The sequence below is a fragment of the Comamonas trifloxystrobinivorans genome (assembly GCF_043359985.1).
Taxonomy (GTDB): Bacteria; Pseudomonadota; Gammaproteobacteria; order Burkholderiales; family Burkholderiaceae_C; genus Comamonas; species Comamonas trifloxystrobinivorans.
Genome location: NZ_JBHZGV010000005.1, coordinates 16,684 through 40,889, shown reverse-complemented (window position 1 = coordinate 40,889; position 24,206 = coordinate 16,684). Strand labels below are relative to the sequence as shown.

Sequence of the window (24,206 nt, the reverse complement as noted above, 5' to 3'; positions counted from 1 at the left end):
GCGCTGAGGGCGCGCCGGGCGCAAATAGTCTGGCTCAGTGCTGTTCGTCTTCGTCCGGCTCGTCGGCGCTGGTTGGCGTGCCCAGGCGGGCGGCGTGGGCGGCCATCACGTGGTCGCGCACCAGCTGGAACAGCTCGCGGTAGGCGCGGCCCTTGCGGGTGGCCTGGCCGGTGGATTCTTGCACCTTGGCGTCGTGGGCGCTGGGCATGTCTTTGCGGGCCTGGCGCACCAGCGAGCGCAGTTGCTGGATATCGGTCTCGGGCGCTTCGTTGATCCACTGGGCCACGGCGTCGTCGCTCACGATCATGCGGTCGCGCCACTGCTCGGCGGCGTGCAGCAAGGCTTTTTCAATGCTCGAGCCTTCTTTTTGCTCGGTCAGCGCGGCGTTGATGGCGGCCACCTCGCTCTCGTCGAGCTTGCGCATCAGCTTGCCCACGTACTGCATCTGGCGGCGCTTGCCTTCGAAATTGGTGATGCGCTTGGCCTCGGCCAGCGCGCCCACCAGAATCTCGGGCAATTGCAGACGCTTGAACAAATCGCTGCGCAGGCCCATCAGTTCCTTGCCCAGGTCTTGCAGCGCGTCCATCTCCTTTTTCAGGTCGGACTTGCTCGACTCGGTCGTGCCTTTGAGTTCGGCCTTGAGTTCGATATCGAGTTCGCTGCCTTCGGCCACGAACTTGCCGCGTACGAAATAGCCTTTGGTGGGTTTGCGTGACATGGTAATGTTTTGGTTCAAAAGGCCAAGGCCCCGCAGTGCGTCAGGGCGATGGCAGTTATCAGTATCATAGCGGGCAGTATGAAAAAAACCGTTTCCAGCTCCAATAGCCAAGGCGATGCCAAGGCTGCCGCCGGCTTCAGCTACAGCCGCGCATTTTTCCAAGACCTTGTCGACCAGGCACTGGCGCACGCCAAGAAACTGGGTGCTACCGATGCCGGGGCCGACGCCTCCGAAGGCGCTGGCCTGTCGGTCAGCGTGCGCAAGGGCGAACTGGAGACGGTAGAGCGCAACCGCGACAAATCGCTGGGCGTGACGGTCTATATCGGCAAGCGCCGTGGCAATGCCAGTACCTCGGATTTCTCGGCCCAAGCGGTGGAGCGTACGGTGCAGGCGGCCTATGACATCGCCCGTTTCACGGCCGAAGACCCGGTCGCCGGACTGCCCGATGCAGCCGATATTGTGCCAGCAGCCGAGCAACGCGAGCTCGATCTTTTCCATCCCTGGTCGATCGACAGCGAAATGGCCGCCCAATTGGCCCTGCAGTGCGAGGCGGCAGCCTTTGCCACCGACAAGCGCATCACCAACAGCGAAGGCGCCGGTGTGTCGGCCCAGCAAAGCCATTTCTACAGCGCCCACACCAATGGATTCGCGGGCGGTTATGCCAGTTCGCGCCACAGCATCTCGGTAGCGCCCATCGCCGGCAAGGGCGCTGATATGCAGCGCGATGCCTGGTACAGCAGCATGCGCCGTGCGCAAGACCTGGCCGATCCCGCCGTGGTGGGCCGCTATGCCGCCGAGCGCGCTTTGTCGCGCCTGGGCGCTCGCAAAATCCCTACTACCGAATGCCCGGTGCTGTTTGACGCGCCTTTGGCCGCTGGCCTGGTGGGCGCGCTGGTGCAAGCCATCAGCGGCGGCGCGCTGTACCGCCGCAGCTCCTTCCTGCTCAACTCGCTGGGCAAAAAAGTCTTCCCCAAGCACATCCAGCTGGTGGAAGACCCGTTTCTTATCGGCGGCAAGGGCAGTGCGCCTTTCGACGACGAAGGCGTGCGCGTGGCCAAGCGCCATGTGATCGAAGACGGCAAGGTGGGCGGCTATTTCCTGTCCACCTACTCGGCCCGCAAGCTGAGCATGAAAACTACCGGCAACGCCGGCGGCTCGCACAACCTGCACTTCTACTCCAGCAAAACCCGCCCCACCGACGATCTGGACGCCATGCTGCAAAAGCTGGGCACGGGCCTGTTTGTGATCGAGCTGATGGGCCAGGGCGTGAACCCGGTCACCGGCGATTACTCGCGCGGTGCCAGCGGTTTCTGGGTGGAAAACGGCAAAATCGCCTTCCCGGTGCAAGAGATCACCATCGCCGGCAACCTGAAAGACATGTTCAAGGGTATCGAGGCAGTGGGTGCCGACGAATATTGCGCCGGCTCCAAGACCCTAGGCTCGATCCTGGTCCACCGCATGAAGGTGGCAGGCTCTTAAGCAATTCTTTCGCACTTTTTATGGGGCTCTGGAGGCGCAGGAGTGGTGACGAAACCAGCCCTTGTGCCTGGATCAGAGTCTTCGTTTTGAGGTGGCGATATGGCCACGCATGCGTTGTTACCGAGCTTTGCCGTACCCAGGTACTATCTGCACAGGATGGCCTGCCCGCTCGGCGCCTAGCCTGCGCGGCCATCTCGCCATTGTGGTGAGCGATTCCAGCGCCCGCTTCGCTGCTAAGTGATGCTGGTTGAATACCGCAGAACCATGCTCTTATCTTTCTCGGTCATCCGAGAAGATACTTTTGTCAGACATGCTGCCAGCGGGGCCGGTCGGTTCACTGCGGCGCGAGGAGATAGCCAGTGTTTACCGGCATTATTCAGGCAGTGGCGCGCATCAGCGCGATTGAAGACCAACCAGGGCTGCGTACCTTCACGGTGGCTTTCCCAGAGGGCTTTTGCCAAGATCTGGCCATTGGGGCCAGCGTGTCGCACGACGGCGTGTGCCTGACGGTGACCGAGCTGAGCGATGCGCAGCACGCCAAGTTCGACGTCATGCAACAAAGCCTGAACATCACCACACTGGGTCAGTTGCAAGTGGGCTCGCCCGTCAACGTGGAGCGCGCCGCCAAAGATGGGGCCGAGATTGGCGGCCACCCGCTGTCCGGCCACATCGATTTCACTGGCACGCTGGTGCAGGTGCGCGAGTTTGACAACAACTACGTGATGCGCGTGGCCGTGCCCGAGCCTTTCCGCCGCTACGTGTTTGCAAAGGGCTATATCGCCATCAACGGCGCCAGCCTGACGGTTGCCGAGGTCAACCGCCAGGAAGGCTGGTTCGAGGTCTGGCTGATCCCCGAAACCCGCCGCATGACGGTGTTCGAGAGCAAGCGCGAGGGCGACGGCCTGAACATCGAGATCGAGCGCAGCACGCAAGTGGTGGTGGACACGGTGCGCGAAGCCGTCGACGAAAGCCTGGGCCAGCTCAAACCCGTGCTGGAGGCGCTGCTGCGCGAGAAGGGTCTGTCGCTGGACGACTTTGTCAAGGCGCCTCAGTTGCCCAAGGCCTGACATGGGCAAGGGCGACAAGCAGCCGGCGCCCTGGGTCAGCGGCATGAACAAGCGCATCATGCCGTCGATCACCGCGCTCCAGTGCTTCGAGGCCGTGGCGCGGCACATGAGCTTCACGCTGGCCGCGCAAGACCTGAACCTGACGCAAAGCGCCATCAGCAAACAGATCGCCCAGCTCGAGGCGCTGCTGCACCAGGCCTTGTTCCACCGCTCGCCCCGCGGTTTGGCGCTCACGCCGGCGGGCCGCATGTACCTGGCCGAGGTGCGCAGCATTCTCAACCAGGTCGATGCCTCTGCCCGCTACGCCATGGGTTATGGCGCTTCCGACGAAACGCTCACCATCGCGGTACAACCCACGTTCGGCATCAGCTGGCTGGTGCCCCGGCTCAAATACTTTTTGCAAGCGCATCCGCATATTCAGGTGGTCACCAAGGGCGATGCGCGGCCTTTCGACCTGATGGAGTCGCGCATCGACGTCTCGCTGTTCTATGGCGCAGGCAGCGTGCCCGGAGCCGATTGTCAGCGCCTGTTCGCTGCCGATGTGGCGGTGCTGGGCAGCCCGGCCTACTTGCCAGCGCAGGGCTTGGCTGCGCTCAGCGAGCTGGAGCAGTTCACTTTGATCCAATGCTCCTCGCGCCCTGAAATCTGGCGCGACTGGCTGGCCCACCAAGGCTTTGCCTCGGTGCACTGCTACCGCGGGCCGCGCTTTGACACCTTTGCCATGTGCCTGCAGGCGGCGCTGGAAGGCATGGGCCTGGCCATCATGCCGCGCATGTTTGCAGCGCCGCTGCTGCAAACCGGCGCACTGGTGCAAGCCTGGCCGTATGTGCAGCCCAGCGACGGCGCGTATTACGTGGCCTACGCCAGCCACTGTGCGGCGGTACCCAAGGTGCGCAGCTTTGTCGATTGGGTGCTGGAGCAGGCGGCCGTTTTTGCTTCCCCAAGCAGTGCGCAGCCTGGCGCATGAATTTTTGGAATAGCTCGATTATTTAATTTCGTTTGCCCGCTGCGGGCGCTCTCCGAACAATGGTCGCTGTCAGCCACAAGAACAGCCCACGGAGACCGCGCATGCCAGCGCTAGACCAATACCTTTCGATTGCCGACCTGGAGCGTGTCGCACGCCGCCGCATGCCCGCTTGCGTGCGCGGCTATGTGTGTGGCGGCACCGAAGACGGCGCTTCCTTGCAAGAGAGCCTGCAAGCCTTTCAGCGCCTGGGCTTTGTGCCGCGTGGGCTGCGCAATGTCGAAAAGCGCAGCACGGCCGCCTCGCTATGGGGCCAGACCTATGCTTTGCCGATGGGCTTTGCGCCCACGGGTTTTTCGGCCATCGTGATGAAGGAGTGCGATGCTGCGCTGGCCAAGGTGGCGCGGCAAGAGCAACTGCCCTTCATCATCAGCGGCGCCTCGACCGTGCCCTTGGAGCGGCTGCAGCAAGAGAACGGGCAGCGCTGCTGGTACCAGGCCTATCTGCCCGGCAATATGGCGCGCATTCTGCCTTTGCTGCAGCGCCTGGAGCAGGCGCAGATCGAGGTGCTGGTGATCACCATCGACACCTGCGTGGGCGCCAACCGCGAGAACCTGCAACGGCTCAAGTTCACCGTGCCTTTTCGCCCCAGCTTCAAGCTGTTGGTCGACGGCCTGTGCCACCCGCGCTGGAGCACCAACGTGTTTTTGAAAACCGTGCTCAGCCAGGGCATACCGCGCTTTGCCAATTTGGCGCACGAGATGGGGCCGGCCATTACGGCCGATCCGCCCAACGGTTTTCGGGGCGAGCGCGATAAGCTCGACTGGGATTGCATCGACCAGATCCGCGCGGCCTGGAAAGGCAAGCTGGTGCTCAAAGGCCTGATGCACCCCGACGATGCGCGCCTGGCAGTGGCGCACGGTGCGGATGCGGTTGTCGTCTCCACCCACGGCGGGCGCCAGCTCGATGCCTGTATCTCGCCTTTGCAGGCACTGCCTGAGATTCGCAGCGCCGTGCCCGCCGATTTCCCCGTGTTCATCGACGGCGGGTTTCGCCGTGGCACCGATGTGCTCAAGGCCATCGCGCTGGGCGCCAACCTGGTTTTCACCGGTCGGCCGCAGCTGTATGGCGCGGCGGTGGCGGGTGAGGCCGGGATTGCGCATGCCGTACACATATTCAGGCAGGAGCTGATGACGGACATGGCCTTGTTGGGCGTGAGCCAGCCGCAAGAGCTGAACGCCAATTGGTTGCGACTCAACGGAGATTTTTCGCTGCGCTGATGGTGCGGCTCTTTTTAGAAACGGAGACAAAGATGAAGATAAGAATGCAAACCGCGCTGCTGTCTGCGGCGATCGCAAGCGGCGCCATGTTGGGCGTGGCAAGCGTCCACGCGCAGGCCAGCAACTACCCGAGCAAACCGGTCAAACTGGTGGTGGGCTATGCGCCCGGTGGCGCTACGGACAGCAGCGCTCGCATGGTGGCCGATGCGCTGGGCAAAGACTTCGGCCAGTCCTTCATCGTGGAAAACCGGCCGGGTGCCAACAGCAATATTGGTGCGGAATACGTGGTGCGTTCTGCGCCCGACGGCTACACCTTGTTTGTAGGCTCCATCTCCACGGCCATCAACCAGGGGCTCTACACCAAACTCAGCTTCGATGCGGCCAAAGACCTGGTGCCCGTGGCGCAGCTCAATGTGGTGCCGAATATTCTGGCTGTCAGCCCCAAGCTGCCGGTGAACACGGTGGCCGAATACATTGCTTATGCCAAGCAGAACCCGAACAAGCTGACCTGCGCATCGCCGGGCAGCGGCTCTTCGGCGCACTTGGGTTGCGAGCTGTTCAAGCTCAGGACCGGCGCCAGCATTTTGCATGTGCCATACCGCGGCAGCGGCCCGGCGGTGTCGGATCTGCTGGGCGGGCAGGTCGATTCGATGATGGACAATCTGCCGCCCTTGTTGCCGCAAATCCGCGCCGGCAAGCTCAAGGGCCTGGCGGTGACCACCGCACAGCGTGTCAGCTTTGCTTCTGACATCCCCACCGTGGCCGAATCCGGTGTGGCGGATTTCGATGTGGCCGCCTGGTTTGCGGTGTTCGCCCCGGCGGGTACGCCTGCCGAGGTGGTGGACAAGCTGAACCAGGCCATCAACAAGGCCTTGACGAGCAATGCCGACATTCAGGCCAAGTACCAGACCAATGGCTTCTTGCTGCCGCCTGCACCGAATACGCCGGCCACTTTCAAGACTTTTGTGAACGCTGAAATCAAACGCTGGGGCGATGTGGCCAAGGCCACCAACCTGAAGATCGATTGATTGCCGAAGGTGCTGGCGCCTGCAGCACCGCATCGCTCAAAGCACCAAGGCACGCATTCGCGGGCCTTGGGATTTTGAGCTTGGCTTGGCGCAGGCGGGTGCGCCAAAGCGCTCAGACCTTGATGCAGATATTGGTGATTTCCGAGTAGAAATCGAGCGAATGCTGGCCGCCTTCGCGGCCTATGCCCGAGAGCTTGGTGCCGCCAAAAGGCGTGCGCAGATCGCGCGAGAACCAGGTGTTGATCCAGACGATGCCTACCGACAACTGCGGTGCCACCCGGTGGGCGCGCGAGAGGTTGCTGGTCCACAGCGTGGCGGCCAGGCCGTAGGCGCTGTGGTTGGCGCGGGCGATGACTTCGCTCTCGCTGTCAAATGGTGCAATGTGGCAGACCGGGCCAAACACCTCTTCGGTGGTGGTGCGGGCGTCGTCGCTCAGGCCGGTCCAGATCGTGGGCAGCACGAAGGCACCGTTGTCGCGCTCATCGCCAAAATGCGGCACCTTGCCGCCGGTCACCACGGTGGCGCCTTCTTGCACGGCCAGGTCAAAGTACGACTGCACTTTGCGGCGGTGCTCTTGCGAGATCAGCGAACCCATGAAGACCTGGTCGTCGTCGGGCCAGCCGATCGCCAGCGCTTCGGTCTGGGCTTTGAGCGCGGCGACGAAGCGCTCGAAAATCGGCCGCTCCACATAGACCCGCTCCGAGCACAGGCAGACCTGGCCGGCATTGGTAAAACTGGAGCGCAGCACGCCTGCGACCGCCGCATCAAAATCCGCGTCGGCAAAGACCACGGCAGCGTTCTTGCCGCCCAGCTCGAAGGAGACTTCTTTCACACCATCGGCTACCGATTTCATGATGGTGGCGCCGGTGCGCGATTCGCCGGTAAAGGTGACGGCATCAATGCCGGGGTGGGCGGTAAGAAACGCGCCTGCCGAGTTGGGGCCAAAGCCGTGCACCAGGTTGAAGGCGCCAGCGGGCACGCCAGCCTCATCAAAAGCCTCGGCCAGCAGGCCGGCGGTGGAGGGGGTTTCTTCTGACGGTTTGCAGACGATGCCATTGCCGCAGATCTGCGCGGGTGCGGCTTTCCAGGTGAGCGAGAGCAGGGGCAGGTTCCACGGCGAGATGCTGGCCACCACGCCCAGCGGTTTGCGTTTGACGTAGTTGATCAGCTCGCTGCCGTCGCCCAGATGGGTTTCGTAGAACTCCGAATGCGCGTTGCGCCCCAGGTCGGCAAAGGTGCGAAAGTTGTGCACGCCGCGGTAAATGTCAAGGCTGCGCGCCTGGTTGATGGGGCGGCCGGTGTCGGCCACCTCGGCGGCCAGAAATTCGTCAAAGCGGCGCTCGATGATGTCGGCCACGCGGTGCAGATAGTCGGCTCTTTGACCTACCGGCATCTGGCCCCAGGTGCTGCTGACGGCTTTGCGGGCGGCGGCCACGGCCTGGTCGACCAGGGCCTGGTCGGCCTCGTACACCTGGCCAAGTACCGTGCCATCGACAGGGCAGATGTTGTCGAACGTTTTGCCGGTCTGGACAAACTGGCCATCCACATAGTTGCGGTTCTGGCGGATGGAAGGGGGAAGTTGAAAACGGGCCATGGTGCTCCTTGGGCAATGCTGGGCGTCCGGCTGACGCGCTCAAGCCAAGCATAGACAGCAGGCGCCGGGCTGACCAATGAAGACTTGGCTGCCTGCCATAAACGCCAGGAATACCCCGCCGAGTAAAGCCGGGCAGCGCCGGCCACAGAGCTTGAGCTACTGGTGCGACAAGCGCCCGTTGAGTGCCTACACTGCTGCGCTGGAGAAGAGCGGGAAGGCGAGAGCAGGGCTTGTGCAGCGAGCCTTGAACAAGGAGCAGATGGATGGTTTTTTCCAAACACACATTGGCCAGGCGCTTGCGGCTGCAGCAAGTTGCCATCTTGGAGCAGGTGCTGAGCAGCGGTACCATCTCGGCCGCCTCGCGCGAGTTGCACCTGACGCAGCCGGCCATCAGCAAAGCGGTGCAAGAGCTGGAAGACCATTTTGGCCGCCCCTTGCTCACCCGCTCTTCCCGCGGCGTGTTGCCGACCGACTTTGGCCTGATGGTGCAAAAGCACGCCAAAAGCCTGATGACCGAGTTGCGCTACCTGGCCGACGACATCAATGCCTGGAACGACGGCGTGTCGGGCAAGGTGATGGTAGGCACCTTGTTGGCAGCTTCGGCGCAACTGCTTCCACAGGCCATCATTCGCATGCGCGAGATTGCGCCGAATGTGGTGGTGCAGGTGAATGTGGGCGTTAACGAAACCATGTTCGCCGACATGTTGCGCGGCCAGATCGATGTGGTGGTGGGCCTGGTGCCAGGCCACGCGGCTTCGGCCGAGGTGGAGCACAAGGTCTTGTTTGAAGAAAGCCTGTGCGCGGTGGTGGGTCGCCAGCACCCGCTGGCGCTGCAAAGCCAGGTCGATCTGGACGAGATTCGGCAGCTGGACTGGATTTTGCCCACCTCGGACTCGGAGGCCAAAAACTCGGCCGAGCTGTTTTTTGACGCCATCGGCATGCCCAAGCCGGTACGCATTGTCGAATCGGTGTCGATCATGACCAGCCTCGGGCTGCTGGTGGATTCGGCCATGGTGGCCTTGATGCCATTCAGCGTGGCGCGCAAATTTGTGCATTTGGGGCTGATCACCATGCTGCCGTTGCCGCCAACCGCATCGTTGACACAGGTGGGCTACACCTTGGCCAAGGGGCGCAATATCACGCCAGCCACGGCGCGCTTGTTGCAGGCGCTTGAAGAGGTAGCCGGCAACTGTGTCGCCAGCCCGGCGGGTGCTTGAAGATTGCTGCGTTTTGGCGCAGCTGTGACCGATGCCGGATGCAAAAAATCTCCACTTTCCTGGCAGGCAATGGGGGTCATTGGCTAGGGATTGGAGCCGCTTAAACGATCTGAGATTTTCTGCACCGAAAGTATTGCATTGATCTAACGCAGCTCGATTAATTTATTGGCTGCATTGCCAGAAGTCTTTTGCGCTAAGGCATTGCATGTCTTGTTTCAGTTTGCCAACGGCAAGCAATGCTGCTTTCAAACTTGCTTGCGGGCCCTATCCATTCCTAGGGTTTGTACCGTCATTCCAGTTGCTTATGGCGCCGGTCTGAATATTCATTTTCCAGACTGCGCGTGGATTTCTATAGTCAATCCCACTAACAGCACCGGCAGCAGAGCGGCGTTTCATTACCTCTGCTGGCCCGTGCTGGTGTTTACCGCTGTTCCAGGGCATGCAAAAGCCTGGTTCACTTTGAAAAGGGTATCCATGAGCATCACTCCCAAAACCATTGCCGAGCAACTCTGGCAGGCCAGCCACAGTGGAGTGGCCATTGCGCCGGTGCGAGACGAGATCGCCCAACTGGCCGAAGCGGGCCGTGGCCTGGATGTGGCTTACCAGGTGCAGCAGGAGCTGAGCCGCCGGCGCTTGCTGGCAGGCGGTCGCCTGGTGGGGCGCAAGATCGGGCTCACCTCGGTGGCTGTGCAGCGCCAGCTCGGCGTGGATGCGCCCGATTACGGCGCCCTGTTTGCCGACATGGCCGTGGGCGACGGCGAAGAGATTGCCTGGAGCCGCACCCAGCAACCCAAGGCCGAGGCTGAGATTGCGCTGGTGTTGGAGCGCGACCTGGGTCATGAGCAACACAGTTTTGCCGACCTGATTTCCGCCGTGGCCTATGCCTTGCCAGCCATCGAAGTGGTGGGCAGCCGCATCGCCAATTGGGACATTCAGCTGGTTGACACGGTGGCGGACAACGCTTCGTCCGGCCTGTTTGTGCTGGGCTCGCGCCCGGTGCTGCTGCGTGATCTGGATCTGGTGCAGTGCGGCATGGTGATGGAGCGCCGGGGCGAGCAGGTGTCGGTCGGCTCGGGCGCGGCCTGCCTGAACAACCCCTTGAACGCTGCCGTGTGGCTGGCCAACACCATGGTGCGTCTGAACACCCCTTTGCGTGCCGGCGATGTGGTACTGACCGGCGCCTTGGGGCCCATGGTGGCTGCGCAGCCGGGCGATGTGTTCAGCGCGCATATCCAGGGCCTGGGCAGCGTGACAGCGGCTTTTGCCAGCGCCTGAGTCTGGCCGCTTGGCAGCCTGGCGGCCGCCGAGCGGCGCTCGTCTTTCTTCCCTCGCCTGTCTTTTGGATCGGAGTTCTCTATGACAAAAAAGCTTGCCAAAACGCCGGTGGCCATCATCGGCTCGGGCAATATCGGCACGGATCTGATGGTCAAGATCCTGCGCCAGGCCCAGCATTTGGAGATGGCTGTGATGGTGGGCATCGACCCGGCATCCGAAGGCCTGCAGCGTGCCCAGCGCATGGGCGTGGCCACCACGCACGAAGGCGTGCAAGGCCTGTTGGCGATGGAGGTGTTCCCGTCGCTGCGCATTGTTTTTGACGCCACCAGTGCATCGGCCCACATCAAAAACAACGAGCTGTTGCAGCAGCATGGCGTGCGCGTGGTTGACCTGACGCCGGCCGCCATTGGCCCGTATGTGGTGCCGGTGGTCAACCTGCCAGAGCACCTGGACGCCCCCAATATCAATATGGTGACCTGCGGTGGCCAGGCCACGATACCCATCGTCAAAGCCGTCTCGCGGGTGGCGCCGGTGGCCTATGCCGAGATCGTGGCGTCGATTGCCAGCAAATCAGCCGGCCCGGGCACGCGCGCCAATATCGACGAGTTCACCGAAACCACATCGCGCGCCATCTCCGAAGTGGGGGGCGCGCAGCGCGGCAAAGCCATCATCGTGCTCAACCCGGCCGAGCCGCCGCTGGTGATGCGCGACACCGTCTACTGCCTGACCGCCGTCGATGCCGACCGCGCCGCCATCACCCGTTCCATCGAAGCCATGGTGGCCGATGTGGCGGCCTATGTGCCTGGCTACCGCCTCAAGCAGGCGCCGCAGTTCGATCTGTTCGATGCCAGCTACCCGCTCAATGTGCCGGGCGTGGGGCATCTGCCGGGGCTGAAGGTCTCGGTCTTTCTGGAAGTGGAAGGCGCCGGCCACTACCTGCCCAAGTACGCCGGCAATCTGGACATCATGACCAGCGCCGCCCTGGCGGCCGCCGAGCGCATTGCCAGCAACTTGCCGGTTTCACAAAGCGCTGCGGCGTAAGGGAGTTGAGATGTTTGACAAGGCTAAGAAAATCTACGTTTCCGATGTCACTCTGCGCGACGGCATGCACCCGATGCGCCACCAATACTCGCTTGAGCAGGTCAAAACCATTGCCCGCGCGCTGGACCAGGCCGGTGTGGACAGCATAGAAATAGCGCACGGCGATGGCCTGCAGGGCTCCAGCTTCAACTACGGTTTTGGCGCACACACCGATGTGGAGTGGATTGCCGCCGTGGCAGAAAGCGTGCAACACGCGCAGGTGGCTACTTTGCTCTTGCCGGGCATTGGCACCGTGCACGATCTGCGTGCTGCCTACGACGCTGGCGCTCGCGTGGTGCGCGTAGCCACGCACAGCACCGAGGCCGATATTGCCAAGCAGCACCTCGAATATGCGCGCGAGCTGGGCATGAACGCCACCGGCTTTCTGATGATGAGCCACATGAATGAGCCAGAAGCCCTGGCACAGCAGGCCAAGCTGATGGAGAGCTATGGCGCGCAATGCGTGTACGTGGTGGATTCGGGCGGTGCCATGAACATGTACGACGTGGCTGAGCGCATCAAGGCGTTTAAGCAAGTGCTCCAGCCCGAGACGGAAACCGGCATCCACGCCCACCACAACCTGAGCCTCGGCGTGGCCAACAGCATCGTGGCGCTGGAGCATGGTTGCGACCGCGTGGACGCCAGCCTGGCAGGCATGGGCGCTGGCGCTGGCAATGCACCGCTGGAAGTGTTGATTGCGGTGCTGGACCGTCTGGGCCTGAACCACGGCTGCGATGTGCGCCAGCTCATCGATGCCGCCGAAGACTTGGTGCGGCCGCTGCAGATTCGCCCGGTGCGGGTGGACCGCGAAACCCTGGCGCTGGGCTATGCCGGCGTGTATTCCAGCTTTTTGCTGCACAGCGAAGCGGCGGCCCGCAAATATGGCCTGAGCACCTTCGACATTCTGGCCGAGCTGGGCCGCCGCCGCATGGTAGGCGGGCAGGAAGACATGATCGTGGACGTGGCGCTGGACATGCTCCAACAACAAGGCAAGGAGGTAGTCGCATGACCGATATCCGTTTGTGGGCCGAGCAGCTGGACAACGCTGCCGTGCAAGCCAAGGCGGTGCCGCAGTTCGCGGCCGGTGCTTTCAGCCTGGACGAGGCTTATGCCATCCAGCGCGCATCCATCCAGCGTCGCGTGGCGCGTGGCGACGATGTGCGTGGCATCAAGCTGGGCTTTACCAGCCGCGCCAAGATGCTGCAGATGGGCGTGAACGACCTGATCTGGGGCTGGCTCACGCGCAGCATGCTCGAAGAAGAGGGCGCCAGTGTCTCGCTGCAACGCTATATCCACCCGCGGGCGGAGCCGGAAGTCTGCTTTTTGACCAAGCGCACCATCGACCGGCCGCTGACCGCGCTGGAGGCGCTCGACTACATCGAGGCGGTGGCGCCCGCCATGGAGATCATCGATTCGCGCTACCAGAACTTCAAGTTCACGCTGGAAGACGTGGTGGCCGACAACTGCTCATCCGCTGGCCTGGTGGTTGGCGGCTGGTCGCGCAATTTCGAGGCGCTGGCCAACGCGGGCGTGAACATGGGCATCGACGGCCGCCTGGTGCAGACCGGCTCCACGGCCGCCATTCTGGGCCACCCGATGCGCGCGGTCGTGCAATCGGCACGCCTGTTGGCCGCCAGCGGCAGCAGCTTGCCTGCGGGCTCGCTGATCATGGCCGGTGCGGCTACGGCGGCGCAGGCGCTGACGCCGGGCAGCCATGTGCATTGCGACATCCACGGCCTGGGCCGGGTGGCGTTTTTTACCGCCTGAAAGGAGCACCGCATGAACCACAACCCCTCCGGCGTGATTGCCGGCAAGGCCAAGCCGCGCGGGCGCTTCCCGCACTTCAAACGCGCTGGCGATCTGGTCTTTGTCTCCGGCACCAGTTCGCGCCGGCCCGACAACAGTTTTGAGGGCGCCGAGGTCGATGCCATGGGCGTGACCCAGCTCGACATCCGAGTCCAAACCCGCGCGGTGCTGAACAACATCGCCAGCATTCTGGAGCACGCGGGTGCCAGCCTCCAAGACCTGGTCGATACCCAGGTGTTCCTAGTCAACATGAACGACTTTGGGGGATTCAACGACGTCTGGGCCGAGTTCTTTGACGAGAGCGGCCCGACCCGTACCACCGTGGCCGTGCACCAGTTGCCGCATCCGCACCTGGTCATCGAAATCCGTGCCACGGCCTATAGCCCGCAACCCAAGGAGTAAGCCCATGGCGAAGAATTTCAAGCACGGTCTGCCGTTGAATCTGCAGCAGTGGATTAGCGAGCACCAGCATCTGCTGCAGCCGCCGGTGAACAACCAGCAGATCTGGAAGAACAGCGATTTCATGATCACGGTCGTCGGTGGCCCCAACGAGCGCACCGATTTCCATGACGATCCGCTCGAAGAGTTCTTCTACCAGATCAAGGGCAATGCGTCCTTGCTGATCTGGGACCGGGGCCAGTACGAGCGCGTGCGCATCAACGAAGGCGAGGTGTTTTTGATGGCGCCGCATGTCATCCACTCGCCGCAGCGCCCGGAAGCGGGCAGCCTGGGCCTGGTGATCGAGCGTGAGCGGCCCCAAGGCCAGCTTGATGCTCTGCAGTGGAGCTGCGCTGCCTGCGGCAGCCTGATCTGGCGCGCCGAGATGCAACTGCAAAGCATCGTGGACGATCTGCCTCCTGTGTACGAGCAGTTCTACGCCAAGCCCGACAGCGAGCGCTGCTGCCCGAGCTGCGGCGTGCAGCACCCAGGCAAGGACTACGCCAGCTGGCACCGCACGCTCAACGCCAGCTATCCGCACACCGTTTTGTGACCAACAGGGGGAAGGCGGCCAGCCAGCATGCCGCTTGGCGTGTCTGACGCCAGCGTCGCCATTCCTCCATCCCGCAAGCCAGCGCTGCGCCACCGGCTGCCCACGCGGCCCGGGGCGCTTGGCTGGGCTATGCCACCAACCACTTCAGGACTACCGCCATGATCGATATGCACTCCCATTTCTTCCCCACCATCAGCCGTGCACAAGCACAGCAGGTGGATGCTTTGCGTGCCCCCTGGTTGCGCATGGACGAGGGCGGAGAGACGGGGCAGATCATGCTGGGCGATCAGCCATTTCGCCCGGTCTACCGTGCGCTCTGGGATGCGGATTTTCGCGTACAGGAGCTCGATGCCCAGGGCGTTGACATTCAGGTGAGCTGCGCCACGCCGGTCATGTTTGGCTACGCCTGGGAAGCCGAGCGGGCGGCAGACTGGGCTGCGCAAATGAACGAGCAAGCGTTGGCTTTCGCCGCCAAGCACCCCGAGCGGCTCAAAGTGCTTTCGCAGGTGCCGCTGCAAGACCTGAAGCGGGCTTGCGCCGAGGCCTCGCGGGCGCAAAAGCGGGGCTGTGTGGGCGTGCAGATTGGCAACCACATGGGCGATAAAGACCTGGACCACCAGGACATGGTGGATTTTCTGACCCACTGCGCGCACGAGAACATTCCCGTCTTCGTCCACCCCTGGGACATGATGGGCGGCCCGCAGCGCATGCAGCAGTGGATGCTGCCCTGGCTGGTAGCCATGCCGGCCGAAACCCAGCTGGGCATGTTGTCGCTGATTCTGTCGGGCGCGCTGGAGCGCATTCCCGAGAGCCTGAAGATCTGCTTTGCCCATGGCGGCGGCAGCTTTGCCTACACGCTGGGCCGCGTGGACAACGCCTGGAAGCACCGCGACATTGTGCGCAAAGACTGCCCGCGCCCGCCCTCCGAATACGCCAGCCGCCTCTATACCGACGCGGCGGTGTTCAACCACGAAGCGCTGGCCATGCTGGTGGGTGTGATGGGCACCGAGCGCGTGATGATGGGCTCGGACTACCCGTTTCCACTCGGCGAGCAGCCCATTGGCTCGCTGATCCAGAGCGCGCCGCAGTTCGACGCGGCGCTCAAGCAGCAGCTGCTGGACGGCAATGCCCGGCAATTCTTCGGTCTGGGCCATTTGGGTCTGGACCATCCCGGTCTGGACCATCCCGGCCTGGAACCACTTGGCGCGGACCAAGCCGGCCTGGGGCCTATGGGCCAGGTCCATCCCGGCCTGGGCCAATAGGCGCTGCCCAAGCCGCTCGGCATCCGTTCCCGCCCGTATCACTACAAACCGAGATTGGGGAGACAAAACATGCGTCAGATCGATTTGCAAAGCATGGTAGACGAAGCCCGTTTTTCGTCTTTTCACTGGGTGGTGCTCATCTGGTGCGGCCTGGCCATTGTGTTCGATGGCTATGACCTGGCCGTAGTGGGCATTGCGCTGCCCTCCATCATGAAAGAGATGGGGGTCGATGGCACGCAGGCCGGCTTTATGGCGAGCTCGGCCTTGTTCGGCATGATGTTCGGCACCATCGTCTTTGGCGGCTTTGCCGACCGCTTTGGCCGGCGCGCTGTCATCTGCCTGTGCATCGGCGTGTTCAGCATTTTCACGGCCGCCTCGGGCCTGGCCAAAGACCCGCTGAGCTTCAGCCTGATGCGCTTTTTGGCCGGTTTGGGGATTGGCGGCGTCATGCCCAATGTGATTGCGCAAACCGCCGATTACTCGCCGCTCAAGCAGCGCAGCACTTTGGTGGCGCTGATGTTCAGCGGCTATTCGGTAGGGGCCATGCTGGCGGCGGTGCTGGGCAAAGGCCTGATCGAGCAGCATGGCTGGCAGACGGTATTTTTTGCCGCTGCCGTGCCCGCGGTCTTGCTGCCCTGGCTGTGGAAGCAGTTGCCCGAATCGATGGCGTTCTTGCTCAAGCAAGGCCGCACCGAAGAGCTGCAGCGCATTGCCCAGCGGCTCTCGCCCAGTTATGAACCGCAGCCGGGCGACCAGTTTGTGCTGCTGCAAAACCAGCCCAAACCAGAACAAGCCGAGGCTGCCAGCAAAGGGGGCTCACCTTATCTGGCGCTGTTTACCGAAGGCCGCGCGTTCAGCACCGTCATGTTCTGGCTCACCTGCTTCATGTCCTTGTTCATGGTGTATTCGCTCAACACCTGGCTGACCAAACTGATGGCCGAGGCCGGTTTCAGCCTGGGCTCAGCGCTGAACTTTGTGCTGGCGCTGAACATTGGTGCCACGGTGGGCGCCATCATCGGTGGCTGGCTGGCCGATCGCTTTCACATCAAGGCGGTGCTGGCGCTGATGTTTTTGATTGCGGCAGTCTCCATCAGCTTGATGGGCAGCGGCCTGCCCACCGCAGCGCTGTTTTTGGTGGTGGGCGTGGCCGGTGCTTGCACCATTGGCACGCAGACCGTGTCTTGCGCGTACTGCAGCCAGTTCTACCCCAGCAGCATCCGCGCCACGGGCCTGGGGCTGATGCTGGGTGTGGGCCGGATTGGCGCGATTGTGGCGCCCGTCATCATCGGCATGATCGTCAGCAAGCAACTGCCGCTGCAGCAGAACTTCATGGCCATTGCCATTCCGTCGCTGGTGGCGGCGGTCAGCATTCTGCTGGTCAACCACAGCCGCTCGGACTTGGTGCGCCACCGCTTGCACAGCGCAGCGGCCTGATCGCAGCTGCTGCGCCTGGCTGCAGGTAGCGCAAGCAGGGTAGCGCAGGCTTCAGGCTGGGTTGGCGCTGGTGGCCAGCTTGGTGGGCAACATCAGCGAAACGCCAGCTGCGGCCACCAGCAGCAGGGCGGCGGCGCCAAATGCGATCCAGTGCGTACCGAACTGCTCGAAAGCCCAGCCGCCAAGCCAGCTGCTGATCATGGCGCCGATCTGGTGGCCCAGGTAGGCCCAGCCGTAGAGCAGGCCGACGAGTTTGATGCCGTACAGATCGCCCAGGATGGCGGAGGAGGCGGCAATCGAGCCAGCCCAGACAATGCCGCCAATGGCGGCCACCGCGTACAACTGCCAGTGGTGGATGACAGCGACCAGGCCGATAAAACCCAGGCCGCGCACCAGGTAGATGACGGCCAGGATATAGCGGCGCGGCACCATGTCGGACAGCTTGCCCAGGCCCAGGGTGCTGAAGATGGCGACAAAGCCGATCAGTCCAATACCGCCTGCGCTGCTGCCGGCGTCAAAGCCGTGGTCCATCAGCATGGGCACGCCGTGGGTGCCGAGCAGGTTCATGCTGAAACCGCAGGCAAACAGACCCAGAAAAATTTGCCAGAAAGGTGCGGTGGCAATGGCCTGGGCAAAGCTCAGCGAGTGGGCGGGGCGCAGCACTTGCGCAGGGCTGGCTGCCGCTTGCGCGCGCCTGGCCTGGATCTGGGCGGGGCTGAGGTCGGTGTTCTCTGGCGCGTCGTCACGCACAATGCCAAAAGCCATGGCGCTGATGATGAGCGCGAACACCGCCGCAAAGCCGAGCAAGGTGTTTTGCCAGCCCCAGTGGCTGATGGTGTAGGTGAAAACCGGCGTCATCACCGCAATGCCGGCCATGGAGCCGGTAGACAAAAAGAACAGCGCCATGCCGCGCTGGCGTGTGAACCAGCGGCTGATCATCGGCGTCACCGCTACTGGGCTGGTAAAGGCCAGGCCCAGCGACAACACCACGCCATAGGCCCAGAAAAAGCTCCAGGGCGTGCGGGCGTTGACCGTCCAGATGCAGGCCAGCACGACGATGACGGTGCCCACTAGCAGCACCGTGCGCGTGCCTTTGCGCGCCACCAGCCAGCCCGCCGCCGGCATGCCCAGGCCGTAGCAGAGCATGCCGATGGCGACGATGGACGACAGCAGGCTGCGGCTGAAACCCAGGTCTTGCGCCATGGGCAGCATGAAGGGCCCGATGCCCATGCGCATGCCGACGGTGAGCAAGGTGAGGATGGTGGAGGCGGCGACGATGACCCAGCCAAAGTACAGGCCGCTGTGCGGCGCAGGGGATTCGGGCTGGGGAGGGGTGACGATGGCGGTCATGGGGCGGACGCGGCGCCTGCGGGCAGGCGGCTCGTGCATGGCTTGCAGAGGAAACCATGATAGGCGTCTGCGCTTTTCTGTGGCAGCGCCGGCTGTCGCCCGCGTGGCAGCGCAGAGGCCGCCTGTGGTGTCTTGGGTGCTATCTATTTATGAGCGTCTGGCACTGATGGGCAAAACCGCCAGCGCTGTTTTGCCCTGGCTGGTACGGGCCAGCCAGTTCAGTCGCGTCAAGCCAACAGTGCGGCGATGGCGCTGCCCACATCGGGCGTCTTGGCCGTGCCGCCCAGGTCGGGCGTGCGCGGGCCGCTCAGGATGACGCGGCTGATGGCATCGACAATAGCGTCGTGCGCGGCGCGCCAGTTGCCCTGGCCGTTGCCCAAAAAGTCGAGCATCAGCGCCACCGACCAGATCATGGCGATCGGGTTGGCAATGTTCTGGCCATAAATGTCGGGCGCCGAGCCGTGCACGGGCTCGAACAGCGAGGGGAAGTTGCGCTCCGGGTTGAGGTTGGCCGACGGTGCCAGGCCGATGGTGCCGGTGGTGGCCGGGCCCAGGTCGCTCAGAATGTCGCCAAACAGATTGGTAGCGGCCACCACGTCAAAGCGGCCAGGCTGCAGCACAAAGCGTGCGGTCAGAATGTCGATATGCTGCTTGTCCAGCACCACATCGGGGTAGTTCTGGGCCATGGCTTCGGCGCACTTGTCCCACCAAGGCATGCTGATCGCGATGCCGTTGGATTTGGTGGCCAAGGTGACATGCTTTTTGCTGCGGCTCTGGGCCAGATCGAAGGCGAACTTGAGCAGGCGGTCAGCGCCCTTGCGCGTGAACACGGCCTCCTGTAGCACCATCTCGCGGTCCGTGCCTTCAAACATGATGCCGCCCAGCGAGGTGTACTCACCCTCGGTGTTCTCGCGCACCACGTAGTAGTCGATATCGCCGGGCTTGCGGCCGGCCAGCGGGCAAGGCACGCCGTCAAACAGGCGCACCGGGCGCAGGTTGATGTACTGGTCGAACTCGCGGCGGAACTTGAGCAGCGATCCCCAGAGCGAAACATGGTCGGGCACGGTGGCGGGCCAGCCCACGGCGCCGAACAAAATGGCGTCAAAGCCTTGCAGCTGGGCCTTCCAGTCGTCGGGCATCATCTGGCCGTGCTGCGCAAAGTAGTCGCAATGGGCCCAGTCGAAATGCTGCATCTCGAGCGGCAGGTCAAAAGCCTGGGCGGCGGCTTGCAGCACGCGAATGCCTTCGGGCATGACTTCCTTGCCGATGCCATCGCCAGCGAGTACGGCGATGCGTTGTTTCTTGCTCATGGAATCGTCCTTTGGGTGTCAGGGGCTGCCGCGCAGGCGTTGGCCGCAGCCCTACAATGGCGCCTCCTTGCTCTGCAGCAGGGGGCGCCGGTTTGGCTCAGCATCCTAGCGCCATTGCCACCGCCTGCGCAGCAACTGCGAGACAGAAGAGGGCACCAGCTGCGGTTTTTTCTGCGCTGCCGTGTCTCACTTACCTTTTCCTCCCGAATTTCTGGCCGTGCTGGCTGCTGCCTGCTGGGCGCTGGCGGCGCTGTTCTCGGCGCCTGTGTCACGCAAAATGGGCGCATTTGCCTTTACGCGCTGGCGCATGGTGTTTGCCAGCGCCATGCTTGGCGGCGCGGCCACGCTGATGGGCAGTTGGGGCACGCTCAACACCACGGTAGTGGGCGTGTTGGTGTTGTCCGGCTTTATCGGCATCTTTGTCGGCGACACGGCGCTGTTCGCCTGCATGAACCGGCTCGGGCCACGGCGTTCGGGCATTTTGTTTGCCACGCATTCCATGATGTCGGCGGTGCTGGCGGCTTTGTTCTTGGGCGAGCGCATGGGCGGCATGGCCATGTTGGGTTGTGCGCTGGTGGTGAGCGGTGTGATGAGCGCCATTGCCTTTGGCAGCCGTGCGGGCAATGAATCGAGCTGGGAGGCCACGCGCGGCCGCCTGGCGATTGGTGTGGGCCTGGGCTTGGTGGCGGCCTTGGGCCAGGCGCTGGGCACCTTGGTGGTGAAGCCGGTGATGGGGCCGGAGGTGGACCCCGTGGCTGCATCGGCCATCCGCATGGCGGCGGGCTTTGGCTTCCATGCCATTTTGTGGCTCTCGGGCTGGCAGCCGGCGCGCTTGCAAGCGCAAATGCAGCGCAAGGATTGGTGGCTGCTGGCGGGCAGTGCCTTTTTGTCGATGGCGCTGGGCATGACTTTGATTTTGGCGGCGCTCAAATACGGCAGTGCCGGCCTGGTGGGCATGCTGTCTTCGATCTCGCCGATCTTGCTGCTGCCCCTGCTGTGGTGGAAGAGCCGGGTTGCGCCCACGCTGGGCGCGTGCGTGGGCGCAGTGCTGACGGTGGCCGGCGTGGTGCTGATTCTCTCGCGCAGCCTGTAAGCCCGGCGCCGGCGGCGCGGGCATTGCCGTTTATTTGACGAGCTTGACGGTGCCGGAGATCTGCACGGCCACCTGGGTTTGGCCGGGCTCGATGCCCATGGCGTCGCCCGCAGCAGACTTGGCGGAGGCGACTCCAACACTGAACAGCGTGACCGAGTTGCGTGGCATCGGCATGGCGCCCGATTGGTTGATCGCCACATTGCCATATTCGTAAGATTTGAAGCCCATGGCGCTGGCCGTGGCCTGGGCCTTGGCTTCAAATGCCTTGACGGCTTTGCCGATCAGCTGCTCTTGCACTTTCTTTTGTGCAGCATCCGAGAGGCTGGAGCCCGAGCCCGACAGGCGCGCCTTGCCGATCAGCTCGCCCATGGTCTTGGCCACCTGGGCGGTATCGGTCGATTCAAAGCGTACCGAGAAATGGGTGCGCCAGCTGGTGATCTTGCCTTCCTTGTTGTAGACCGGCTGGGTGAACAGGTTCTCGGTGCTGGTCTCCAGCGCCGGCACTTTTTTGATCACCGCCATCAGCTCGCTGAGCGCAGCCTGGCCGGCCTTTTGCGCATCGGCCTGGTTGGCCGATTCCTTCTCCACGCTGAAGCTGGCCCAGGCCGTGTCTTCGGGCACGCGCTGCGTGGCCTCGGCGTCGAGCGTCAGTGTCGGGCCGGAGTAGGCCGGGTTGCCGGAGCCAGGCACTTGGGCCTGCGCGGCCAAGGGCAGGGCAGTAGCAAGTGCGAGGACAAGACAAGACGAGCGTGAGCGCAGCATGGCGGCAATCCTTGTAAAGCAGACAAGCGGGCATCTTCGCACACGCCTTGGCGCTGCCGCTGGTGAGAGATGAAACTGGATGTTGGCGTACTGGCCGAGGCCCGCCAAAAAGAGGGCCGCAGCCCTCTTGCCGCCTGCTTAGCGTGGCCTTACTGCACGGCCTTTTTCGCCGATGCCTTGGCCTTGTTGGCCGAGCGTTTGGATTGGGCCTTGTGGTAACCAGCCTTGGTTTTGTTCACCACCTTGCCGACGGGGCCGCTTTTGGCGGCGGCATTTTCCGCCCGCTTTTCGTCGATTTTGTGCTCTACCGCATCTGCGGCTTCCGAGGCCGCTTTGGCCGCTTGCGCGTGGGCGCTGCCTGCGCCTGCCAGCGCCAAACCCAGGATGACGATCCAATGCTTCATGGCTGTATTCCTTTGGCAATGAAAAGCCCTTAGCGTAGGCGCGGCACGCAACGGGTTTTGTAGGAAAGCAGCGAAATTGCGCTTGTTACAGCACGGCTTTGGCCGCTTGCATGGCGTTGATCTGTGCGGCGCTGTAGCCCAGGCTGGCAAGCAGCTCGGCTGTGTGCTCGCCCAGATGCGGTGGATCGGTGCGCACCGGCAAGCGCTGGCCGTCCATGCGCAGCGGCAGCAAGGTGGTGGGCGCGGTCTGCCCGGCGCGGACGCCATCGGGCAGGCGGATGTCGGCAAGGCCGCCGGTGGCTAGCAGGTGCGGGTCTTGCAGCAAATCCTGCGGCTGGCTGATGGGCGCATACGGCAGGCCTTGGGCCTCGAAGATTTGGGCAATGCTGGCTGCGCTCATGGGCGCCAGGCGCTCGCGCAGCACGGGCAGCAGCGTGGGGCGGGCGCGCACGCGGTCGTTGTTGCTGGCGTATTGCGGGTCGGCTTGGAGATCGGCCCAGCCAAAGGCCTGGCACATGGCTTGCCAGTGCGCGTCGCTCACGGCGGCCAAAAAGATTTGCGCCTTGTCTTGGACGGTGAACACGTCGTAAATGCCCCAGGCGGAAATGCGCTCCGGCATGGGCGCTGCGGCTTCGCCGGTGACGCTGTACTGCATCATGTGCTGGCCCACCAGAAAGACGTTGTTCTCGAAGAGTGCCGAGTCGATCTCCTGGCCCTTGCCGGTTTGGGCGCGCTGCATCAGCGCCGCCATGGCGCCGATCGCACCAAACATGCCGCCCATGATGTCGTTGACGCTGGTGCCGGCCCGCAGCGGGTCACCAGGGCGGCCCGTCATATAGGCCAGGCCGCCCATCATCTGTACCACTTCGTCAAGCGCCGTGCGGTGCTCGTACGGGCCGGGCAGAAAGCCGGTGTGGTTCACATAGATCAGGCGCTCGTTCAGTTGCGACAGCGTGGCGTAGTCCAGTCCATACTTGGTCATGACGCCGGGTTTGAAGTTCTGTGCCACCACGTCTGCCGAAGCTGCCAGCTTGATCGCCGCCTCTACGCCTTGCGCTTGGCGTAAATCCAGGGCAATGCTCTTTTTGTTGCGGTTGAACATGGGGAAGAAGCCCGAGCCCGCACCCAGCAAATGGCGCGTGCGGTCGCCCTCCACCGGCTCTACCTTGATGACCTCGGCCCCCAGATCGGCCAGCACCATGCCGCAGGTGGGGCCCATGACCATGTGGGTGAATTCGACAACGCGGATGCCGGCGAGCGGCAGAGGCTTGGTGGGAGAAGGCATGGAGGCTTGAACCGATCGGGCGTGCAGAGGCGGAAATGGATTTTCTTGGATCAATGGGTCTTGCTTGGCTGGTATTCAAACCACTTCGCCGTGCAGTGAAGCGGGCACGGGAACAGTTCAGCACCTCAAAACGAAGTCCCTCAGCACAGGCGTTGTAACTGGCTTCGTCACATCACTTGCGCACCCGGGAAACCCAATATGGTCCAAAAAAAATGCCTTTTGCATATTTGCAAAAGGCAGATTGTGTACCAGGCTGGCGGGCTGCCCGTGCCTGGTGGCGGTTAGTGCCTGATCAATTGCTCAAGGCAGCCTTCACCGCAGCCGATACCAGGCCCATGTCGGCCTTGCCGGCCAGCTGGGTTTTGACGGCGCCCATCACCTTGCCCATGTCGCCAGGGCCGGTGGCGCCCACTTTGGCGACGATGTCCTTGACGGCGGCGGTGATTTCTTCGGCCGACATGCGTTGGGGCAGGTAGCCTTCGATCACAGCGATCTCGGCCTTTTCAATGTCAGCCAAATCCTGGCGGTTGGCGCCTTCGTAGGCGGCAATGCTGTCCTTGCGCTGCTTGATCATTTTGTCGACGATGGCGATGACCATGGCGTCATCGATTTCCACGCGCTCGTCCACTTCCTTTTGCTTCATCGCGGCTTGCAGCAGGCGGATGGTGCCCAGGCGCTCGGTGTCCTTGGCGCGCATGGCGTTCTTCATGTCTTCGGTGATTTGGGCCTTCAAGCTCATAGCTCTCTCCTGTTGGGGCAGGCCGTTATACCGTGGGTAGCAAGCAGCGGTCTGCCGAAGGTTTGGCG

23 protein-coding genes are annotated in these 24,206 nt (G+C 63.1%); 15 read left to right on the top strand and 8 right to left on the bottom strand.

Going from position 1 to position 24,206, the window contains the following annotated elements; translation table 11 throughout:
- Positions 1 to 34: 34 nt before the first annotated feature.
- Positions 35 to 718 (bottom strand): ribosome biogenesis factor YjgA, encoded by a 684-nt coding sequence (yjgA, locus tag ACFIQF_RS06615; protein WP_393941283.1) that lies wholly within the window; start codon positions 716 to 718, stop codon positions 35 to 37.
- Positions 719 to 796: 78 nt separating this feature from the next.
- On the opposite strand from yjgA, the gene pmbA reads away from it, so the two are divergent.
- The 5 genes from pmbA (at position 797) to ACFIQF_RS06590 (ending at position 6,536) form a co-directional block, all read left to right on the top strand.
- The gene (gene pmbA / locus ACFIQF_RS06610) at positions 797 to 2,197 is read left to right on the top strand and encodes a metalloprotease PmbA (RefSeq protein WP_393941281.1); all 1,401 of its coding nucleotides are present in this window, start codon (positions 797 to 799) and stop codon (positions 2,195 to 2,197) included.
- A 359-nt stretch (positions 2,198 to 2,556) separates the two neighbouring features.
- A complete protein-coding gene (locus tag ACFIQF_RS06605) occupies positions 2,557 to 3,264 on the top strand; it encodes a riboflavin synthase subunit alpha (RefSeq protein WP_393941279.1) in 708 nt (235 codons plus the stop codon).
- Position 3,265: 1 nt separating this feature from the next.
- A complete protein-coding gene (locus ACFIQF_RS06600) occupies positions 3,266 to 4,231 on the top strand; it encodes a LysR substrate-binding domain-containing protein (protein ID WP_393941277.1) in 966 nt (321 codons plus the stop codon).
- A gap of 101 nt (positions 4,232 to 4,332) precedes the next feature.
- Positions 4,333 to 5,508, top strand: coding sequence for an alpha-hydroxy acid oxidase (locus ACFIQF_RS06595; protein ID WP_393941275.1), 1,176 nt, complete (start codon positions 4,333 to 4,335; stop codon positions 5,506 to 5,508).
- A 32-nt stretch (positions 5,509 to 5,540) separates the two neighbouring features.
- Entirely contained in the window at positions 5,541 to 6,536 is a 996-nt protein-coding gene (locus ACFIQF_RS06590; protein ID WP_393941273.1) for a Bug family tripartite tricarboxylate transporter substrate binding protein, read from the top strand.
- Positions 6,537 to 6,648: 112 nt separating this feature from the next.
- Here the strand turns inward: ACFIQF_RS06590 and ACFIQF_RS06585 are convergent, their stop codons facing one another.
- A complete protein-coding gene (locus ACFIQF_RS06585) occupies positions 6,649 to 8,130 on the bottom strand; it encodes a 2-hydroxymuconic semialdehyde dehydrogenase (protein WP_393941271.1) in 1,482 nt (493 codons plus the stop codon).
- A 263-nt stretch (positions 8,131 to 8,393) separates the two neighbouring features.
- On the opposite strand from ACFIQF_RS06585, the gene ACFIQF_RS06580 reads away from it, so the two are divergent.
- The 9 genes from ACFIQF_RS06580 (at position 8,394) to ACFIQF_RS06540 (ending at position 17,195) form a co-directional block, all read left to right on the top strand.
- Positions 8,394 to 9,347 (top strand): LysR family transcriptional regulator, encoded by a 954-nt coding sequence (locus tag ACFIQF_RS06580; RefSeq protein WP_393941269.1) that lies wholly within the window; start codon positions 8,394 to 8,396, stop codon positions 9,345 to 9,347.
- Between the two features lie 474 nt (positions 9,348 to 9,821).
- Positions 9,822 to 10,622, top strand: coding sequence for a 2-keto-4-pentenoate hydratase (locus ACFIQF_RS06575; protein WP_393941267.1), 801 nt, complete (start codon positions 9,822 to 9,824; stop codon positions 10,620 to 10,622).
- 81 nt (positions 10,623 to 10,703) lie between these two features.
- Positions 10,704 to 11,663 carry an acetaldehyde dehydrogenase (acetylating) gene (locus ACFIQF_RS06570; RefSeq protein WP_393941265.1) on the top strand — a complete coding sequence of 320 codons (960 nt, stop codon included), beginning with the start codon at positions 10,704 to 10,706 and terminating at the stop codon, positions 11,661 to 11,663.
- Between the two features lie 10 nt (positions 11,664 to 11,673).
- Positions 11,674 to 12,711, top strand: coding sequence for a 4-hydroxy-2-oxovalerate aldolase (dmpG, locus tag ACFIQF_RS06565; protein ID WP_393941264.1), 1,038 nt, complete (start codon positions 11,674 to 11,676; stop codon positions 12,709 to 12,711).
- Positions 12,708 to 13,469, top strand: coding sequence for a 2-keto-4-pentenoate hydratase (locus tag ACFIQF_RS06560; protein WP_393941262.1), 762 nt, complete (start codon positions 12,708 to 12,710; stop codon positions 13,467 to 13,469). The genes dmpG and ACFIQF_RS06560 overlap by 4 nt, the downstream gene beginning before the upstream one ends.
- Before the next feature lie 12 nt (positions 13,470 to 13,481).
- Positions 13,482 to 13,910, top strand: a complete 429-nt coding sequence (locus ACFIQF_RS06555; RefSeq protein ID WP_393941260.1) for a RidA family protein — start codon at positions 13,482 to 13,484, stop codon at positions 13,908 to 13,910.
- 4 nt (positions 13,911 to 13,914) lie between these two features.
- Positions 13,915 to 14,499: a 3-hydroxyanthranilate 3,4-dioxygenase gene (locus ACFIQF_RS06550; RefSeq protein ID WP_393941258.1), complete on the top strand. Its 585-nt coding sequence runs from the start codon at positions 13,915 to 13,917 to the stop codon at positions 14,497 to 14,499.
- Between the two features lie 158 nt (positions 14,500 to 14,657).
- Positions 14,658 to 15,761: an amidohydrolase family protein gene (locus tag ACFIQF_RS06545; protein WP_393941256.1), complete on the top strand. Its 1,104-nt coding sequence runs from the start codon at positions 14,658 to 14,660 to the stop codon at positions 15,759 to 15,761.
- A gap of 69 nt (positions 15,762 to 15,830) precedes the next feature.
- Positions 15,831 to 17,195 carry an MFS transporter gene (locus tag ACFIQF_RS06540; protein WP_393941255.1) on the top strand — a complete coding sequence of 455 codons (1,365 nt, stop codon included), beginning with the start codon at positions 15,831 to 15,833 and terminating at the stop codon, positions 17,193 to 17,195.
- Positions 17,196 to 17,246: 51 nt separating this feature from the next.
- Here ACFIQF_RS06540 and ACFIQF_RS06535 read toward each other — a convergent pair whose 3' ends face one another.
- Both ACFIQF_RS06535 and ACFIQF_RS06530 read right to left on the bottom strand, forming a co-directional pair.
- Entirely contained in the window at positions 17,247 to 18,545 is a 1,299-nt protein-coding gene (locus ACFIQF_RS06535) for an MFS transporter (protein ID WP_393941718.1), read from the bottom strand.
- A gap of 227 nt (positions 18,546 to 18,772) precedes the next feature.
- Complete coding sequence (locus ACFIQF_RS06530; RefSeq protein WP_393941253.1) at positions 18,773 to 19,855, bottom strand: tartrate dehydrogenase; 1,083 nt, start codon at positions 19,853 to 19,855, stop codon at positions 18,773 to 18,775.
- A gap of 181 nt (positions 19,856 to 20,036) precedes the next feature.
- Here ACFIQF_RS06530 and ACFIQF_RS06525 point away from each other — a divergent pair, with 181 nt between their 5' ends.
- Complete coding sequence (locus ACFIQF_RS06525; RefSeq protein ID WP_393941251.1) at positions 20,037 to 20,948, top strand: DMT family transporter; 912 nt, start codon at positions 20,037 to 20,039, stop codon at positions 20,946 to 20,948.
- A gap of 30 nt (positions 20,949 to 20,978) precedes the next feature.
- Here ACFIQF_RS06525 and ACFIQF_RS06520 read toward each other — a convergent pair whose 3' ends face one another.
- From ACFIQF_RS06520 to ACFIQF_RS06505, 4 genes are all read right to left on the bottom strand, one after another.
- The gene (locus tag ACFIQF_RS06520; protein ID WP_393941249.1) at positions 20,979 to 21,710 is read right to left on the bottom strand and encodes an SIMPL domain-containing protein; all 732 of its coding nucleotides are present in this window, start codon (positions 21,708 to 21,710) and stop codon (positions 20,979 to 20,981) included.
- A 149-nt stretch (positions 21,711 to 21,859) separates the two neighbouring features.
- The gene (locus ACFIQF_RS06515; RefSeq protein ID WP_393941247.1) at positions 21,860 to 22,114 is read right to left on the bottom strand and encodes a hypothetical protein; all 255 of its coding nucleotides are present in this window, start codon (positions 22,112 to 22,114) and stop codon (positions 21,860 to 21,862) included.
- Between the two features lie 85 nt (positions 22,115 to 22,199).
- The gene (locus ACFIQF_RS06510; protein ID WP_393941246.1) at positions 22,200 to 23,399 is read right to left on the bottom strand and encodes a CaiB/BaiF CoA transferase family protein; all 1,200 of its coding nucleotides are present in this window, start codon (positions 23,397 to 23,399) and stop codon (positions 22,200 to 22,202) included.
- 292 nt (positions 23,400 to 23,691) lie between these two features.
- Positions 23,692 to 24,138: a GatB/YqeY domain-containing protein gene (locus tag ACFIQF_RS06505; protein ID WP_393941244.1), complete on the bottom strand. Its 447-nt coding sequence runs from the start codon at positions 24,136 to 24,138 to the stop codon at positions 23,692 to 23,694.
- Positions 24,139 to 24,206: the final 68 nt, after the last annotated feature.

Bases quoted from the DNA above. Each gene is read 5' to 3' on its own strand.
- ACFIQF_RS06535 (WP_393941718.1), bottom strand. From the start codon at position 18,545: ATGACCGCCATCGTCACCCCTCCCCAGCCCGAATCCCCTGCGCCGCAC.
- ACFIQF_RS06600 (WP_393941277.1), top strand. From the start codon at position 3,266: ATGGGCAAGGGCGACAAGCAGCCGGCGCCCTGGGTCAGCGGCATGAAC.
- pmbA (WP_393941281.1), top strand. From the start codon at position 797: ATGAAAAAAACCGTTTCCAGCTCCAATAGCCAAGGCGATGCCAAGGCT.
- ACFIQF_RS06580 (WP_393941269.1), top strand. From the start codon at position 8,394: ATGGTTTTTTCCAAACACACATTGGCCAGGCGCTTGCGGCTGCAGCAA.
- ACFIQF_RS06550 (WP_393941258.1), top strand. From the start codon at position 13,915: ATGGCGAAGAATTTCAAGCACGGTCTGCCGTTGAATCTGCAGCAGTGG.
- ACFIQF_RS06505 (WP_393941244.1), bottom strand. From the start codon at position 24,138: ATGAGCTTGAAGGCCCAAATCACCGAAGACATGAAGAACGCCATGCGC.
- dmpG (WP_393941264.1), top strand. From the start codon at position 11,674: ATGTTTGACAAGGCTAAGAAAATCTACGTTTCCGATGTCACTCTGCGC.
- ACFIQF_RS06585 (WP_393941271.1), bottom strand. From the start codon at position 8,130: ATGGCCCGTTTTCAACTTCCCCCTTCCATCCGCCAGAACCGCAACTAT.
- ACFIQF_RS06560 (WP_393941262.1), top strand. From the start codon at position 12,708: ATGACCGATATCCGTTTGTGGGCCGAGCAGCTGGACAACGCTGCCGTG.
- ACFIQF_RS06540 (WP_393941255.1), top strand. From the start codon at position 15,831: ATGCGTCAGATCGATTTGCAAAGCATGGTAGACGAAGCCCGTTTTTCG.
- yjgA (WP_393941283.1), bottom strand. From the start codon at position 718: ATGTCACGCAAACCCACCAAAGGCTATTTCGTACGCGGCAAGTTCGTG.
- ACFIQF_RS06555 (WP_393941260.1), top strand. From the start codon at position 13,482: ATGAACCACAACCCCTCCGGCGTGATTGCCGGCAAGGCCAAGCCGCGC.
- ACFIQF_RS06520 (WP_393941249.1), bottom strand. From the start codon at position 21,710: ATGCTGCGCTCACGCTCGTCTTGTCTTGTCCTCGCACTTGCTACTGCC.
- ACFIQF_RS06595 (WP_393941275.1), top strand. From the start codon at position 4,333: ATGCCAGCGCTAGACCAATACCTTTCGATTGCCGACCTGGAGCGTGTC.
- ACFIQF_RS06545 (WP_393941256.1), top strand. From the start codon at position 14,658: ATGATCGATATGCACTCCCATTTCTTCCCCACCATCAGCCGTGCACAA.
- ACFIQF_RS06530 (WP_393941253.1), bottom strand. From the start codon at position 19,855: ATGAGCAAGAAACAACGCATCGCCGTACTCGCTGGCGATGGCATCGGC.
- ACFIQF_RS06590 (WP_393941273.1), top strand. From the start codon at position 5,541: ATGAAGATAAGAATGCAAACCGCGCTGCTGTCTGCGGCGATCGCAAGC.
- ACFIQF_RS06575 (WP_393941267.1), top strand. From the start codon at position 9,822: ATGAGCATCACTCCCAAAACCATTGCCGAGCAACTCTGGCAGGCCAGC.
- ACFIQF_RS06510 (WP_393941246.1), bottom strand. From the start codon at position 23,399: ATGCCTTCTCCCACCAAGCCTCTGCCGCTCGCCGGCATCCGCGTTGTC.
- ACFIQF_RS06570 (WP_393941265.1), top strand. From the start codon at position 10,704: ATGACAAAAAAGCTTGCCAAAACGCCGGTGGCCATCATCGGCTCGGGC.
- ACFIQF_RS06515 (WP_393941247.1), bottom strand. From the start codon at position 22,114: ATGAAGCATTGGATCGTCATCCTGGGTTTGGCGCTGGCAGGCGCAGGC.